At 66.6% G+C, this 15999-nt stretch carries 14 protein-coding genes; 8 read left to right on the forward strand and 6 right to left on the reverse strand.

Annotated features, from left to right (window positions below; all coding sequences use genetic code 11):
- Positions 1 to 37: 37 nt before the first annotated feature.
- Both QQA12_RS10315 and QQA12_RS10320 read right to left on the reverse strand, forming a co-directional pair.
- Positions 38 to 535, reverse strand: a complete 498-nt coding sequence (locus QQA12_RS10315) for a CinA family protein (RefSeq protein ID WP_054666655.1) — start codon at positions 533 to 535, stop codon at positions 38 to 40.
- A gap of 77 nt (positions 536 to 612) precedes the next feature.
- Positions 613 to 2202 (reverse strand): transglycosylase SLT domain-containing protein, encoded by a 1590-nt coding sequence (locus QQA12_RS10320; RefSeq protein WP_226049240.1) that lies wholly within the window; start codon positions 2200 to 2202, stop codon positions 613 to 615.
- A 112-nt stretch (positions 2203 to 2314) separates the two neighbouring features.
- Here QQA12_RS10320 and QQA12_RS10325 point away from each other — a divergent pair, with 112 nt between their 5' ends.
- Together QQA12_RS10325 and greB are read left to right on the forward strand one after the other, a co-directional pair.
- The gene (locus QQA12_RS10325) at positions 2315 to 3820 is read left to right on the forward strand and encodes a helicase HerA-like domain-containing protein (RefSeq protein WP_054666657.1); all 1506 of its coding nucleotides are present in this window, start codon (positions 2315 to 2317) and stop codon (positions 3818 to 3820) included.
- A 284-nt stretch (positions 3821 to 4104) separates the two neighbouring features.
- Positions 4105 to 4611: a transcription elongation factor GreB gene (gene greB, locus QQA12_RS10330; RefSeq protein ID WP_054666659.1), complete on the forward strand. Its 507-nt coding sequence runs from the start codon at positions 4105 to 4107 to the stop codon at positions 4609 to 4611.
- A 154-nt stretch (positions 4612 to 4765) separates the two neighbouring features.
- Here the strand turns inward: greB and QQA12_RS10335 are convergent, their stop codons facing one another.
- On the reverse strand, positions 4766 to 5503 hold the full coding sequence (locus tag QQA12_RS10335; RefSeq protein WP_226049929.1) for a DUF3025 domain-containing protein: 738 nt from the start codon (positions 5501 to 5503) through the stop codon (positions 4766 to 4768).
- 122 nt (positions 5504 to 5625) lie between these two features.
- A complete protein-coding gene (rimO, locus tag QQA12_RS10340; protein ID WP_226049241.1) occupies positions 5626 to 6987 on the reverse strand; it encodes a 30S ribosomal protein S12 methylthiotransferase RimO in 1362 nt (453 codons plus the stop codon).
- A gap of 142 nt (positions 6988 to 7129) precedes the next feature.
- Here rimO and QQA12_RS10345 point away from each other — a divergent pair, with 142 nt between their 5' ends.
- The 3 genes from QQA12_RS10345 to QQA12_RS10355 are packed head-to-tail and all read left to right on the forward strand — an operon-like array spanning position 7130 to position 8406.
- Positions 7130 to 7789 carry a dienelactone hydrolase family protein gene (locus tag QQA12_RS10345; RefSeq protein ID WP_226049242.1) on the forward strand — a complete coding sequence of 220 codons (660 nt, stop codon included), beginning with the start codon at positions 7130 to 7132 and terminating at the stop codon, positions 7787 to 7789.
- Entirely contained in the window at positions 7786 to 8208 is a 423-nt protein-coding gene (locus QQA12_RS10350; protein ID WP_054666665.1) for an HIT family protein, read from the forward strand. Before QQA12_RS10345 ends, QQA12_RS10350 begins: the two co-directional genes overlap by 4 nt.
- 30 nt (positions 8209 to 8238) lie before the next feature.
- Positions 8239 to 8406 carry a DUF5668 domain-containing protein gene (locus QQA12_RS10355; RefSeq protein ID WP_162838910.1) on the forward strand — a complete coding sequence of 56 codons (168 nt, stop codon included), beginning with the start codon at positions 8239 to 8241 and terminating at the stop codon, positions 8404 to 8406.
- A gap of 72 nt (positions 8407 to 8478) precedes the next feature.
- Here the strand turns inward: QQA12_RS10355 and dcd are convergent, their stop codons facing one another.
- Together dcd and apbC are read right to left on the reverse strand one after the other, a co-directional pair.
- The gene (gene dcd, locus QQA12_RS10360; RefSeq protein WP_054666666.1) at positions 8479 to 9051 is read right to left on the reverse strand and encodes a dCTP deaminase; all 573 of its coding nucleotides are present in this window, start codon (positions 9049 to 9051) and stop codon (positions 8479 to 8481) included.
- Positions 9052 to 9157: 106 nt separating this feature from the next.
- Positions 9158 to 10015: an iron-sulfur cluster carrier protein ApbC gene (gene apbC / locus QQA12_RS10365; RefSeq protein ID WP_226049243.1), complete on the reverse strand. Its 858-nt coding sequence runs from the start codon at positions 10013 to 10015 to the stop codon at positions 9158 to 9160.
- A gap of 188 nt (positions 10016 to 10203) precedes the next feature.
- On the opposite strand from apbC, the gene QQA12_RS10370 reads away from it, so the two are divergent.
- The 3 genes from QQA12_RS10370 to QQA12_RS10380 all read left to right on the forward strand — a co-directional run bounded on the left by QQA12_RS10370 (position 10204) and on the right by QQA12_RS10380 (position 15409).
- Positions 10204 to 12237: a prolyl oligopeptidase family serine peptidase gene (locus QQA12_RS10370; RefSeq protein ID WP_226049244.1), complete on the forward strand. Its 2034-nt coding sequence runs from the start codon at positions 10204 to 10206 to the stop codon at positions 12235 to 12237.
- 62 nt (positions 12238 to 12299) lie between these two features.
- On the forward strand, positions 12300 to 12485 hold the full coding sequence (locus tag QQA12_RS10375; RefSeq protein WP_226049245.1) for a hypothetical protein: 186 nt from the start codon (positions 12300 to 12302) through the stop codon (positions 12483 to 12485).
- Between the two features lie 53 nt (positions 12486 to 12538).
- Positions 12539 to 15409, forward strand: a complete 2871-nt coding sequence (locus QQA12_RS10380; RefSeq protein WP_226049246.1) for a TonB-dependent receptor — start codon at positions 12539 to 12541, stop codon at positions 15407 to 15409.
- Positions 15410 to 15999: the final 590 nt, after the last annotated feature.

Below are 15999 nucleotides of genomic sequence, written 5' to 3' on the forward strand. Positions count from 1 at the left end.
CAGGCGCGCCCTCCGCAGCGGGGCCGCTGGCCATGCATCACAGCAGGGCCTCCAACCCCTCCAGCGCGCGGGCCACGGTCTGCCGTCGCACCGCATCGCGGTCGCCGTCGAAGTGGAAGCGCTCGGCATGGGTGTAGCCGCCGCGCCGCTTCCAGCCGATCCACACCGTGCCGACCGGCTTGTCGGCGCTGCCGCCACCCGGCCCGGCGATGCCGGTGACGGCCACCGCGACGCTGGCGCCGGAATGCACCAGCGCACCGGAAACCATCTCGATCACTGTTTCGCGGCTCACCGCGCCCTGGCTTTCCAGCGTCTGCGGGCGCACCCCGAGCAGCGCCTGCTTGGCTTCGTAGCTGTAGGCCACCATGCCGCTGTCGAACCAGTCCGAAGAGCCGGCCACGCCGGTCATGGCCTTGGCGATCCAGCCGCCGGTGCAGCTCTCGGCGGTGACCACGCGGTCGCGCGCAGCGCGCAGGCGCTCGCCGATGCGGGTGGCGAGTCGCTCCAGTTCGAGATCGTCGGGCGTGGTGGCCATGTCATCGCCTGCGTGAACGGTTGTCCCGTTGTAACGAAAAACGCGCGGCGGCGAAACCGCCGCCGCGTCCGCCGCGCTCAGCGGTCGCAGCCTTCCAGCTTCAGTGTCTGCCCGGGCTTGATCGCATAGGCCGGCGCACGCAGTCCATTGGCACGCGCCAGGGCCGGCACCTCGCACTGGAAACGTGCCGCGATGCGACCGAGGGTGTCGCCCTTGGCGACCTTGTAGCTGCGCGCGGCCGGGCGCCGCGCCGGGCGTGCCGGCGCGACCGGCGCGGTGGCGGCAGGCGCGGCCGCCTGCATCGCCTGCACGTCGCCCACCGCCACGTTGCCGGTGTAGCTGGCGGCCTGCGGCCGCTTGATCGCGGCATTCACATCGGCGGTGATCAATGCCCGCGCCAGGTCCGCGCGCGGCCCGTTCACGCAATGCCGGTTGTACAGCCCGGCGATGCGGGTGGTGGCATTGATGGTGGTGCCGGCGGGAATCCAGCCATCGGCCTCGTAGCGCGGGTTGAGGTTGCGCAGCACGCGCATGTAGCCGTCGCGGGTACCGGCGCTGCCAAGGCAGATCGTCAGTTCGTAGATCGTGGTGGACCTGGCCAGGCGGATCGTCGCCGGCTGCGCGTTGACCTTGGGGAACTCGACGCCGTACTGCTGCGGGTGCAGGAAGATCCACGCCGCGGCGATCACCATCGGCACGTAGTCCTTGGTCTCGCCCGGGAACTGGTTGTAGATCGAATCGGTCCAGAAGCCCTGCCCGCCGCCCTGGTTGAACACCCGCTGCGCGCGGCCTTCACCACCGTTGTAGGCGGCCAGCGCCAGCTCGATGTTGCGGTTGAGCTGGCCCATGCGCTCGTTCATGTAGGAGGCGCTGGCCTCGGCTGCACTGCGCGCGTCGAAGCGGGTATCGAAGCCGGTGCCGTCCGGGCCGAGACCGAAGCGGCGGCCGGTGGCCGGCATGAACTGCATCAGCCCCGCCGCCCCCGCGCGCGAGGAGGCGTGCACGCGGCCGTTGGACTCTTTGGCCATGATGCCGAACAGCAGCGCCTCCGGCAGACCGCGCTTTTCCCACTCCGGCCACATCACCGCACGCAGGTTCATGTAGTTCTCGTAGCTGGTCAGCAGCGCCGGGCGCATGTCGGTCAGCCAGCGGCGGATGCCGGCCTGGATGGCCGGGTTGTATTCGACCATCTCGTCGAAGGCATGGCGGTGGTCGTTGAGCAGCGCCGCCGCGCGGGCGGCCTCCGGCACATCGGCCACCAGCGGGCCGACATGGTCGGGGTCTGCCTCCAGCGTGTCGCCGGCCTCGTCCGCGGCATCGCCGGCGCTGTCATCGGCCTGCTTCTTCAGCAGCCGCTTGTAAGTGGACAGCAGGTTGCCCACCTGGCAGCCCTTCTGGCCGATGCAGGCGTCGATCACGTCCTCCATGTCCTCCAGCGCCGCATTGCCCTCGGCGGTGCCCTTGGGGTCGGCGTTGGCGACCAGCAGCAGCGCGTCGGTATAGCGCTTCTCGGCCGCGGCCATGCGCTGTTCGATCGCCTCGATCCGCCCCTTGTCGCGGGCGGACACGCGCTGCGCATGCGCGGTGGGAATGGCGATCAGCAGCGAGGCGGCGACCAGCAGCGAGCAACGACGGGCGGACGGAACGGAAGCGGGCATCAGCGGCATTACGGGCGGAAAGGCTGGCAGGGTAGCCGCCGGCCTCGCTGCCCGGCAACCGGAACGATCAGGCGATACAGTCGGCAGCTAGAATCCACCCACGAACATCCGGGAGCACTGCATGGACCCCATCCTGATCGGCAAGGGCATCACCGACGACATCGCCGTCACCCTGCTTCCGCGCTTCGGCAACCGCCATGGCCTGGTGGCCGGCGCCACCGGCACCGGCAAGACGGTGACGCTGATGACCCTGGCCGAGGGCTTCTCGCGGCTGGGCGTACCGGTGTTCCTGGCCGACGTGAAGGGCGACGTGGCCGGCCTGGCCGTGCCCGGCGACGGCAGCGAGAAGCTGGCCCAGCGCGCCGCCGAGATCGGCGTGGCCGGCTATGCCCCGGCCGCCAGCCCGGTGGTGTTCTGGGACCTGTACGGCCAGCTCGGCCACCCGGTGCGGACCACGGTCAGCGAGATGGGGCCGACCCTGCTGGCGCGCATCCTCGAACTCAACGACACCCAGGCCGGGGTGCTCGACATCGTGTTCAAGCTGGCCGACGACCGCGGCCTGCTGCTGCTCGACCTTGACGACCTGCGCGCCCTGCTCAACCTGGTGGCCGAGGAGCGCAAGGACGTGTCCACCGAGTACGGGCTGGTCAGCGCGCAGTCGGTGGCGGCGATCCAGCGTGCGCTGCTGCGCCTGTCGCAGGACGGCGGCGAGAAGTTCTTCGGCGAACCGGCGCTGGAACTGGCCGACATCATGCGCGTCAACCACGACGGCCGCGGGGTGATCGGCATCCTCGCCGCGGCGCAGCTGATCCTCAAGCCGCGCCTGTATTCGACCTTCCTCCTGTGGCTGCTGTCCGAGCTGTTCGAGAAACTGCCGGAAGTGGGCGACCTGGAGAAGCCGAAGCTGGTCTTCATCTTCGACGAGGCGCACCTGCTGTTCGACGACGCCCCGGCCGCGCTGGTGCAGCGCATCGAGCAGGTGGTGCGGCTGATCCGCTCCAAGGGCGTGGGCGTGTATTTCTGCTCGCAGTTCCCCGACGACGTCCCGGCCAACATCCTCGGCCAGCTCGGCAACCGCGTGCAGCACGCGCTGCGCGCCTTCACCCCGCGCGACCAGAAGGCGGTGAAGACCGCGGCCGAGACCTTCGTCCCGAACCCCCGGCTCGACGTGGTCGCCACGCTGTCGCAGCTGGGCACCGGCGAGGCACTGGTGTCCACCCTGCAGGACAAGGGGGTGCCTTCGCCCGTGCAGAAGACCTTGGTGGCCCCGCCACGCTGCCGCATGGGGTCGATCACCGATGCCGAGCGCTCCCAGGTGCGTGCCGGCAGCCCGGTGGCAGGACGCTACGACAACGCGGTCAACCGCGAATCGGCGGCCGAGATCCTGGCCCGGCGCACGCAGCAGGCAGCCGAACAGGCCAAGGCGCCGGCCGCCCGCACCCGCGAACAGGACGATGGCCAGGAAGGCGGCTTCAGCCAGGCCATCAAGGACGCCATCTTCGGCACCAGGCGCCGCCAGGGCATGATCGAGACCATGGCCAAGCAGACCACGCGCACGGTCGGCACCAAACTGGGCAACCAGATCGTGCGCGGCATCCTCGGCGGGATATTCGGCGGCAAGCGCTGACCGCAACCCGCGGCCGCCATCGCTTTCACCGTGGGCGCCATCGAACCGCGCGCCTCGATGCGACGGTGGGGGTCGCCCTGCCGCCGGCCGCGATGGCCCCGTGCATCGGCCCCGACCGCAATTAGTGTCGTCCGCGGCGGCGTCGCCGCCGTGGGTGGCTTGCGCAGCGGCAGGATCGGCCGTGCCCGGCATCCATGTCGATGCGCCGCAGCTTCGGCCATCGATTGGCCGGGCGCACGCGTGCGCGGCTACCATGCGCCCGGTCTTCCCGATGTTCCATCGCAATGAGCCGCTGGCGCCCCCCTGCAGAAAAAAGCACCGCCCTGATCACCGCCTGGGGCCATGCGCGGCTGAAGGCCGAACTGGACGAACTGTGGCGCCAGCGCCGGCCCGAAGTGGTGAAGGCGCTGGCCGCCGCGGCGGCCGAGGGCGACCGCTCGGAGAACGCCGAGTACACCTACCGCAAGAAGCAGCTCGGCGAGATCGACCGCCGCGTGCGCTACCTGAGCAAGCGCCTGGAAGCGCTGCGGGTGGTGGATACCCGCCCCAGCGACCCGCAGGCGGTGTTCTTCGGCGCCACGGTGGAACTGGAGAACGTCCAGTCCGGCCAGGTCCACGTCTACCGCATCGTCGGCCCGGATGAAACCGATGCGACCGCTGGCTGGATCAGCATCGATTCGCCGCTGGCCCGCGCGCTGCTGAAAAAGCGCATCGACGACGAATTCGAGGTGGAACTGCCCGGCGGACGGCAGGGGTTCGCCATCATCGGCATCGACTACGACGCCGGGTGATGCCCCGCCACGGCGCGGCGAGCCGGTCCGCAACGGCCGTGCGACCGGGCCCCGCCCCCGGCCCTGCGCCGGCCAGGCCAGCTGGCCTGCACGCCCACCCGGCAACCCCCGCGAGCGCGGTCGAGCGGATCGTGGCCGACGAACCCGGGATGCGTCAGCGCAGCGGCGCGGGGTACGTGCGCCCTTCGCGCAGCGGCCGGAAATAGCCGGCTTCGGCGTAGAATGCATCGTCCTGCCGCGGCTGCCAGCCCGGCACCCCGGCCAGCGGCAGCGGACGCAGCTGCAGCGGATCGCCGAGGATCTCGCCGGCGGCTATCGCCCCGGCCACGCGTGCCACGCAGGCCGCATCGTCCGTGCCCTGCACCGCCACGCAGCGCCCGACCAGGCGCCGCCCGGGTACCAGCGCCTGCTCCATCAGCGCGTGCCCGATCACCGCGGCCACGCCGATGCCGCCGTCATGCCAGCGCGCGGCCTGCGCGGCGAACAGCGCGTGCCAGCGATGGCCATCCCACAGCGGCAGCAGGGCCGGATCGGCAATGCGCACGATCACCCCGCATTCGTCGAACTGGGTCAGCGCCTGCTGCGCACGGTTGCGCCGCTGCGGACCCATCGCGTCGATATGCAGGCACTGGCGCGCGTTGAGCGCCGACTTGATCGCCGGGTAGCGCGCCCAGACCAGCGCGTTGAACAGGTCGTGCCAGTTCTCCGGGCGGGTGGCGATGCGCCCCTGCGCGGCGATGCGCGTTTCATAATGCAGGCCATCGCCGAGCAGCGCCTTGTCCTGCACGACGAAGCGCCGCCCAGGCAGCGGCAGCGCCGCGTTGAGCGCATCGATATCCGGCCATTCCGTCGCCACCAGCAGCGTGCGGTGAGCGGCATCGCACTCCAGCAACGGATGCCCGAAACACGCCGGATCGACCTGCCCGCGCGGCGGCGCGACGAAGCGCCGCCGATCCGGACCGATGCCAGCGCCGGCATCGTCCTGCGCCGCGCGCGCGCCACGCGGCTGGCCGGTCACAGCACCTTGAGGTCGAACGGCGTGGCGCCCGGCTTGACGAGCGCGTCGCCGAACAGGTCGTGCTCATCGCTGTCGGTGATTTCCACGTCGACGAAATCGCCCACGCGCAGCCCCGCCGCGTCGGCATTCTGGATATGCACCAGGCCGTCGATCTCAGGCGCATCGGCCTTGGAGCGCGCCACCGCGATGCCGTCCTCGATGGCGTCCACCAGGCATTGCTGCACGCTGCCCACCTTGGCCTCGAGCCTGGCCGCGGAAATGGCCGCCTGCTTCTCCATGAAACGGGCCAGACGCTCCTGCTTCACTGCTTCAGGCACCGGGTCCGGCAGCTGGTTGGCGGTCGCCCCTTCCACTGGCGAGTAGGCGAAGGCGCCGACGCGGTCGAGCTGGGCGGCATCGAGGAACTCGAGCAGCTGCTCGAACTCGGCCTCGGTCTCGCCCGGGAAGCCGACGATGAAGGTCGAGCGTACGGTGATGTCCGGGCAGGTTTCGCGCCAGCGCAGCACCCGTTCCAGGGTCTTGTCGACCGCGCCCGGGCGCTTCATCAGCTTGAGGATGCGCGGGCTGGCGTGCTGGAACGGGATGTCCAGGTACGGCAGGACCCTGCCCTCGGCCATCAGCGGGACGATGTCGTCCACGTGCGGATACGGGTAGACGTAGTGCAGGCGGGTCCATGCGTCCAGCTCGGACAGGCCCTCGCACAGCGCCTTCATGCGCGTGGCGTACTCCCTCCCGCGCCAGGTGCCCGGCGCGTACTTGCGGTCCACGCCGTAGGCCGAGGTGTCCTGCGACACCACCAGCAGCTCGCGCACGCCGCCCTTGACCAGGCGCTCGGCCTCGCGCAGCACGTCCTCCACCGGGCGCGACACCAGGTCGCCGCGCATCGACGGGATGATGCAGAAGCTGCAGCGGTGGTTGCAGCCCTCGGAAATCTTCAGGTAGGCATAGTGGCGCGGGGTCAGCTTGATCCCGTAATCCGGCACCAGGTCCACGAACGGGTCGTGCCTGGGCGGCAGCGCGGCATGCACCGCGTCCATCACGCTGGCGTAATCCTGCGGCCCGGACACCGACAGCACGTCCGGGTACTGCTCGCGGATCATCTCCGACTTCTTGCCCAGGCAGCCGGTGACGATGACCTTGCCGTTCTCGTTCATCGCCTCGCCGATGGCGTCCAGCGATTCGGCCACGGCCGAGTCGATGAAGCCGCAGGTATTGACCACCACGACGTCGGCCGAGTCGTAGGACGGCACGATGTCGTAGCCCTCCACCCGCAACTGGGTGAGGATGCGCTCGGAATCGACGAGGGCCTTCGGGCAGCCAAGGCTGACGAAGCCGACTTTGGGGTTCAGCTGGGACATGGGGTCTGGCGGTTCTGTAAGGCCGGGGCCGGAATGGCCGCGGGGCCGTGAGGGCGGCGATTATACCGGCCGGGTGCCGGCGCTACCCGGCAGCGGCCTTAACATGGGCATCGACCATTCCCCGCGCGCCACGGAGTCGCCCATGAACCACTGGATCACCCTCGCAACCGCCCATGGCCCGGTACGCGCCTGGCAGGCCCTGCCCGACGGCCCCGCGCGTGGCGGGCTGGTGGTGATCCAGGAGATCTTCGGCGCCAACGCCCATGTCCGCCACGTCGCCGACCAGTACGCAGGCGAGGGCTACGCGGTGCTGGCCCCCTCCTTCTTCGACCCGATCGAACCGGGGCTGGAGCTGGACTACGACGCCGCCGGCACCACCCGGGGCAAGGCGCTGGTGGACGCGCTGGGCGTGGACCGCGCCGTGGACATCGTCGATGCCGCCGCGCGCGCCCTGTCCGGCCACGGCAGGGTCGGGACCGTGGGTTACTGCTGGGGCGGCACCATCGCCCTGCTCGCCGCGCAGCGGCTTGGCCTGCCCTCGGCCAGCTATTACGGCGCACGCAACGTGCCGTTCCTGGATGCGCCGTTCAAGGCCCCGGCGATCTTCCATTTCGGCGCGCAGGACCCCTCGATCCCGCCGGCCGCCGTTGCAGCGCACCGTGAAAAGCAACCGTCGATGCAGGTATACGTGTACCCGGCCGGCCACGCCTTCAACCGCGAGGTCGGCGCGCATTACCACGCTCCGAGCGCCGCGCTGGCGCGCGAACGCACCTTGGCCTTCCTCAGCGAGAACCTGCGATGACCGAAGTTGTGACGTCCGATTTCGAGCTTGACACCCGCCTTGCCGCCGACAGCGTCCTGATCGCCGACGGCCCGCTGTCCCAGATCCGCCTGATGAACGACGACCGCTTCCCCTGGGTCGTGCTGGTCCCGCGCGTCCCCGGCGCCAGCGAGTGGATCGACCTGGACGGCAGCCAGCAGCGCCTGCTGCTGGCCGAGATCAACCAGGTCTCGCGCCACCTGAAGCAGAAACCCAACGTCACCAAGCTCAACATCGGCGCGCTGGGCAACATCGTGCCGCAGCTGCACATCCACCTGGTCGGCCGCCACGAAGGCGATGCCGCCTGGCCCGGCCCGGTCTGGGGCAGCGGCCCGGCGCAGCGCTTCGACCCCGGGGTGCTGGCCGAGCGTGTCGAAATCTGGCGCCAGCGGCTACGATAGCCGCCACTTCATCCAAGGACCCGCAAGTCGATGCGCTCCAACCTGATCGCCGCCCTGATCCTGATCGTCGTCGGCCTGTTCTTCCTGGCCAAGAACCTGGGCTGGATCAACGGCAACATCGGCTCGATGCTGGCCACCTGGTGGCCGGCCATCCTGGTGGCCGTAGGCATCGGCATGCTGTTCGGGCGCGGCAAGTAGGCCCCGGCAACCGGTGGAAACACGAAGGGCGCGGAATTCCGCGCCCTTTTCGCGTGCCGCAGGCTCCCGCGCTCAGGTACGCGGCAGGGTCACCCCGGTCTGGCCCTGGTACTTGCCGCCGCGATCGCGGTACGACGTTTCGCAGACGTCGTCCTTGTCGGCCTGGAAGAACAGCATCTGCGCCACGCCCTCGTTGGCGTAGATGCGCGCCGGCAGTGGCGTGGTGTTGGAGAACTCCAGGGTCACGTGGCCTTCCCACTCCGGCTCCAGCGGGGTGACGTTGACGATGATCCCGCAGCGCGCATAGGTGCTCTTGCCCAGGCACACCACCAGCGTGTCGCGCGGGATGCGGAAGTACTCCACCGTGCGCGCCAGCGCGAACGAGTTCGGCGGGATGATGCACTCGTCGGCCTCGATGTCGACGAAGCTCTTCGGGTCGAAGTGCTTGGGGTCGACGATGGTCGAGTTGATGTTGGTGAACACCTTGAATTCGCGCGAACAGCGCACGTCGTAGCCGTAGCTGGAAGTGCCGTAGCTGACGATGCGCTGGCCATCAAGCTGCTTGACCTGCCCGGCTTCGTAGGGCTCGATCATGCCGTGCTGCTCGGACATGCGGCGGATCCAGCGGTCACTCTTGATGCTCATTCGATGTTCCTGGTGGCGATGGAACCCGGCCCGCAGGCCGGAGGGACAGCGATTCTAGCCCAAGCCCGGCGCCTGGCATGGCCGCCGGGTCGTCGCGGCGGCCGGTTCAGACCAGCGAGGAAACGATGGGAATGCCCGCCCGCGGACGCTTGCCCAGCTCCTCGACCATGCGCCGCGCCGCGGCCACATAGGCCTTGGCGGCCGCCGAATCAGGCGCTGCCGCCACGATCGGGGTGCCGGCGTCGCCCTGCTCGCGGATGCCGATCTCCAGCGGCAGCGAGCCCAGCAGCGGCACGCCGTACTGGGCAGCCATGCGCTGGCCACCGCCTTCGCCGAACAGGTGCTCGACGTGGCCGCAGCTGGAGCAGGTGTGCACCGCCATGTTCTCGATGATGCCAAGCACCGGCACTTCGACCTTCTCGAACATCTTCAGCGCCTTGCGCGCGTCCAGGGTGGCGATGTCCTGCGGCGTGGTCACGATCACCGCACCGGCCACCGGGATCTTCTGCGCCAGGGTCAGCTGGATGTCGCCGGTGCCCGGCGGCAGGTCGACCAGCAGGTAGTCCAGGTCGTCCCAGCGGGTGTCGTTGAACAACTGGGTCAGCGCCGACGTCGCCATCGGCCCGCGCCAGATCATCGGCGAATCCTGCTCGACCAGGAATCCGATCGACATGGTCTCCACCCCGAACGCCCGCATCGGTTCGATCGACTTGTTGTCCGGGCTCTCCGGACGCCCGCTGAGCCCCAGCATCGCAGGCATGCTGGGCCCGTAGATGTCGGCGTCCAGCACCCCGACCCGCGCGCCCAGCTGCTGCAGCGCCACGGCCAGGTTCACCGCCGTCGTCGACTTGCCGACCCCGCCCTTGCCGGAGCCCACGGCAATGACGTTGCGGATGCGGGGATGCGGCGAAAGGCCTTTCTGGACGCGGTGGGCGGGGGCTCGGAGGGGGGAATTGGTTTGCATCTTCCTGAAACGCCACAAGAACGGCGTAGATCATGCCACACCGCAGCCCAGGTCGTCGCAGCCGTCGGCAGCAATGAATGATGCGCTGTGTCTGCGCAAATGTTGACGCAGATACAGTGTTCATTCATCTTCGACACATGTTTGCCCCGATTCCGCAAAGTCAAACCTTGCCAAGGATGTCCTGACAGATGAAATACCGCACCCCAGCCAAGCTGGCGCTTGCCGCCGGCATTGTGATCGCAGCGGCCAGCGCGCACGCCGCGCCGACGCCGATTCCCACCGAGAGCTTCGCGAAGATCCCTGCGATCCAGTCCGTGACGATGAGCGCCGACGGAAAGCGCCTGGTCGCGATTGTCGCAGCGCCAGGCAGCAACTATGCCGATACCGCACTGGCGAACTGGGATATGGACAACCTTGCCGCGGGCCCGACCTCCATCACCCCATCCGGTGATCGGATGAAGTTCATTGCAGCCAGTGCACTGAAGGCCGGCAAAACCCTCGTCCTCGGCAGGCAGGAGTTCACGGGCCAGCTCGGAGGATGCGGCGAGGGCAACTCGACCGGCTCGACCAAGACCTTCCTGACCAAGGCCTACCTGACCGATCCGTCACAGACCAAGTTCGATGAGGCATTCGCCGACAACAGCCGGAAGCTCGGCGTCAGCGAGCAGACCCAGCGATGCCTCGAACTGGCGGGCACTGCCTCCCTGGTCCATTCGCTGCCGCTCGATCCGGACAAGGTGATCATCTCGCAGATGAACGAGCTGACGCTGTCAGCCAATTACTACCTGTACAACCTCAAGACCGGGCAGACCGAACTGCTGTTCCGCGGCGGTGCGCGTTCTGCACCGGGTCTTTTCCATCCGCGCAATGGCGAGCTGCTCACGCGCAGCCAGATCGAACCGGCCGGTTCGAACGAGTATGAACAGCAGATACTGATCAAGAACAAGGAAAGCGGCCAGTTCGAAAAGCACGACAACCTGACGACGCGGCTCAGCGATCGTCAAGCGATGGATGTCGCCGGTATCGACGATGCCACTGGCAAGCTCTATATCCTCACCGACAAGTTCTCCGATCAGGTCCAGGCCTGGCAGTACGATCCGGCCACCAGGTCCTTCGACAAGGAACCGCTGGCGGCGCATCCCGACTACCCAATCAGCGGGCTGATCCTCGGCACCCGGCCAAGCAACTTCAACCAGGTACTTGGCTTCTATGTCGATGGCCCGCGACGCGAGGCGGTTTACATCGACCCGACGATGAAGAGCCTGCATGACAGCCTGAAGCAGGCCTATCCAGGTACCTATGTTGCGATCACCGGCTACAACGATGACCTGTCGCGTGTGCTGTTCACGACCTCTGCGGCGAACCAACCCACGTCCTACTACGTCCTGACCGACAAGAAGAGCGTCGTCCCCCTCGGCAGCGAACGTCCGTGGATGGATACCAAGCAGATCGGCGAACAGCGCTGGGTCACCTACACCGCCCGCGATGGCCGCAAGATCCCGGCCATCATCGACCTTCCCGCAGGCTGGAAGGAAGGTGATCCCACCCTGCCCGCACTGGTGCACCCGCACGGCGGCCCCTGGGCACGTGACTACACCGGCTGGGACGCTTCCGGCTGGGTACCGTTCTTCACTTCCCGCGGGTACGCCGTCATACGCCCGCAGTACCGTGGCAGCACCGGCTTCGGCCGCGACCACTGGATCGCTGGCGACAAGCAGTGGGGCCTGACGATGCAGGATGACAATGACGATGCCGCCGCATGGCTGGTGTCGCAGGGGATTGCCACCAAGGACCGCATCGCCATTTTCGGCTACTCCTACGGTGGCTTTGCCTCGGCGGCCGCCACCGTGCGCAGCCCGTCGCCGTTCCAGTGCGCCATCGCAGGCGCGCCGGTGACCGACCTGGCACGACTTGGCGTTTCCTGGAGCGAGAACCGCCTGCAGCGCATCCTGCAGGGACAGACCGTGACAGGCATGGACCCGATGAAGAACACGGACAAGGCAAACATCCCCGTACTGCTGTACGTGGGCGATCGCGACGTCCGCACCCCCTCCTTCCATGCACGCAGCTTCTACAACGCGGTGCAGGGCAAGGTGCCGGCGAAGTTCGAGCTGATTCCCGACATGCCGCACAGCATGCCGTGGTATCCGCGCCACTACCAAGCCACCCTGCCGCTCATGGAGAGCTTCCTCCGCAACGACTGCGGACCAGGCGGCCTGTAAGGCAGAGCCGGGCATGGCGAGGCCGGTGCCGAAAGGCCAGGCCTCGCCAGACTCGAGATTGAATGGATCCGCTCAAACGCTTCGACCCTGAAGGGAGTGCGTTGCGGGGGTGTGTGGTGGCATCCCTCGATCGTCTGGCACGTTTCACCCTGCAGCACCCGCCACCATCCAGCAGGGTGCTCAACCTGAATGACGTGATGACAGAACCGTCTGAAAGAATGGTTTCATTAACGTTGCATTTATCTTGAAGCACACCTAGACTCCATTAACCGAAACATAACAAAAGTGGGGAATCACCAAGATGCGCAAAGCGAACAGCCACATTTCGCCAATCCGCTTGCCGTTGACTCTGGCAGTACTTGCCTGCCTCCAGGCGGCGCCGGTACTGGCACAGGATGCGAGCGAAACCCAGAAGGAAGCCGCAAGCGAACCGGCGAAGAAGCCGGGAACCACCGATCTTGACCGGATGACCGTGACCGGCTCCCTGATCCGTCGCGCGGATTACGAGACCACTTCTCCGGTGTTCACCATTGAAACTGAGCGCAACACCGCCCAGGGTCAGGTCAACGTAGGCGAGTTCCTGCAGAAGTCGGCCATCGGCGCTGCCGAAACCCAGATCACCCACCAGTTCGGTGGCTTCGTGGTCGACGGCGGCACGGGCGTGCAGACCTTCTCGCTGCGTGGCCTTGGCGCCAACCGCACCTTGGTTCTGCTCGATGGCCAGCGTCCCGGTCCGGCCGGTACCCGCGGCGCTGTCGGCGCATTCGACCTGAATGTCATCCCCACTGCTGTACTGCAGCGCGCTGAAATCGTGAAGGACGGCTCGTCTTCGATCTATGGCTCGGATGCCGTGGCCGGCGTGGTCAATCTGATCACCAAGAAGAACTTCGAGCGCCCGGAACTGACCGTGACCTCGCGCATTCCCCAGCACGGCGGCGGCGAAGTGTTCTCGGCCTCGATCGCCAATGGCTGGAACTTCGACAAGGGCAGCATCGTTGCTGCCGTCGAGTGGTATCGCCACAACGAGCTGACCCGCGGTGACCGCGACTTCTTCAGTTGCGCGGAAGACCTGGTCAAGGACGCAGACGGCAACCGCATCGACCGTACCGACGCCTCGATCTACGGCCCCCGCAAGTTCTGCAACAACCTGCAGCACAACTACATCGCGGAATACGGCACCTCGAAGCTCTGGGTTCCTTCGGCAGACGGCAGCACCAACGGTCCGTTCGCTGGCTATGTCCCGCGACAGGACAAGACCTACGCAAACGGAAGCACCGAGGCCTACACCCAGATCCCGACCAACTTCAGTCGTTATGGTGAAGCCCACATCATCAACCGCCAGGAACGCAAGTCTGCCTATGTGGCATCGGACTTCGGTTTCGATTCCTTCAACTGGAAGACCCAGTTCCTGTACAACCGGCGTGACACCGAGAACTTCTCGTGGCGCCAGTTCTTCCCGTACCTGCCGGCCCCGGGTACCGCCCGTGGTATCGCGCAGCCGGTGATGCCCTTCAAGTCGATCACGCAGGTCCAGGTTGACTATTACTACCTGGCCAACAAGCTGGATGGCCTGTTTGCTGGCTCCGACACCTGGGGCTGGGAAGTCAATGCAAATTACAGCCGTTCCAGCGGAACGTATCGCAACCTGGGTATCGACACCCGCCTGACGGGTGACCTGGGCGAAGAGAACAGCGGCGACACCCCGGCGGCGAATTTCTTCGATCCGGGCTACCTGAGCGGCGCCAAGGTCGACGAGCTCGTCAATATCCTGGGCATCTGGCACACCGGCAAGACCACGTTCGACCAGGCTACCGTCAACGCCATTTTCAGTGGCGAACTGTTCAATATGCCGGCAGGTGCCGTAGGCATGGCCGCGGGCGTTGAGTACCGCTACTACAAGATCAATGACCAGCCGAGCCAGGAGTCCCGAAACGGGTTCATCTGGGGTTCGTCCAGTGCGGACGTCACCAAGGGTGATGACAAGGTCAAGGAAGCGTTCGTCGAGTTCGAGGTGCCGCTGCTCAAGGGCATTACCGGCATTGAGTCGCTGACCGCCAATGCCTCCGGCCGTATCTTCAAGTACGACTCGGTCGATGGATCGGACAACGTGTGGAAGCTCGGCCTGAACTGGCAGATCAACCCAGCACTGCGTATCCGCGGCACCGTTGGCACGTCCTATCGTGCTCCGGGCCTGTACGAGCTGTACCTGGGCAACCAGACCGGCTTCCTGGGCCAGACCGCCATTGATCCGTGCATCCGCTGGGGTGAAAGCAGCAATGACCAGCTGCGTGCGAACTGCGGCAGCATTGGCATTCCGCAGGACTACGCCGGCAATGGCTCCAGCGCAACCATCTACACCAGCGGCGGCGCCGGCCAGCTGAAGCCGGAAACCTCGACTGCCAAGAGTGTCGGCCTGGTATTCACGCCGACGTTTGCCAACCTCAGCGTGGCACTCGATTACTTCGATTACGAAGTCAAGGATCAGATTGCATCACTCGGTGCAGGCGACATCGTCAGTGGCTGCTACGGTGCAGCGAGCTTCCCGAACAAGTTCTGCGAGCTGATGTCCCGTAATCCGGCGAATGATCCGGACACTCCGTTCATGATCACCGAGGTGCGTGCGCAGTACATCAACATCAACAAGCAGCGTACCCGCGGCTGGGACCTGACGGCGAACTGGGAGCATGAGTTCGGCTTCGGCAAGCTCTCCCTGGACACCCAGGTCACCTACACGCTGGAAGACGTGATGCAGCTGTTTGACAGCGCGGAGGCGAGCGGCCTGAGCGACTCGAACCAGCTGGGCTACATCGGCCGGCCGGAACTGGTTGCCAACATGGGCCTGAGCCTGAAGCGTGGCGACTGGACCTACAACTGGCTGACCCAGTACATCGGCGAAACCGAGAACAAGGACCTGAAGCGCGAGTTCACCTACCTGGGCCGTCCGAACTCCTATCGTGACATCACCGCTGACGCCCGCTTCTACCATACGGCATCGATGAGCTACGACCAGCCGGATTGGCAGATCCTGGTGGGCATTGCCAACGTGTTCGATACGAAGCCGGCACTGGTGTCCACCGGCGCAGCTACCCGCTACGGCAATGTCCCGGCCTTCGCAACCCAGTACGACTACTACGGCCGCACTCCGTTCGTGCGCCTGAAGTACAAGTTCTGATAGCAGTCGGAACCCTGACGAAAAGGAGGCGGAGAAATCCGCCTCCTTTTTTGTTGTGAAGCCACGAGGATGGCCGGAACGGCTTCGTTTCATGCTCAATCGGCATCACGACAGCCTTGATCGTTCTGGCAAGCGCATGGCGCGGAAAGCAGCGACAGAGCGGCGACCTGCACAAGACGCCGGTGCCCGGACCGCCGGCAGCACAAGCCGTCTCGAGGGGAATGGATGGCGCCGCTCGTGCGGAATACAGGCTGCTCGGGGCGCGCAAGAACGCACGGCACCAAGGTTTGGCGATGCCCAGCCCAAAGTACGATGGCATGGATGACCGACGGCATACCTCGGGACAAACAATATTCCCGCCAGCCAGCATGACGCTGGAATGCCCGGATGCCCGGCAAACGCCGGAATCACGGTCCAGCGCCTACACACGCCACCTGGCGTGACCGGAGTACGACATAGCTCCAGGCGGTCAACTGGAGCCAACAAAGAACATCTGCCGATCAGGAGTCGCGAGGAACGTCGAAGGCCATGGCACACGGCCTGTACGAAGCGGCGCTCCAAGACTTGCACCGGGAGCACGGCCGACATTC

The sequence above is a fragment of the Stenotrophomonas sp. 17(2023) genome, assembly GCF_030345315.1.
Classification (GTDB): Bacteria; Pseudomonadota; Gammaproteobacteria; order Xanthomonadales; family Xanthomonadaceae; genus Stenotrophomonas; species Stenotrophomonas acidaminiphila.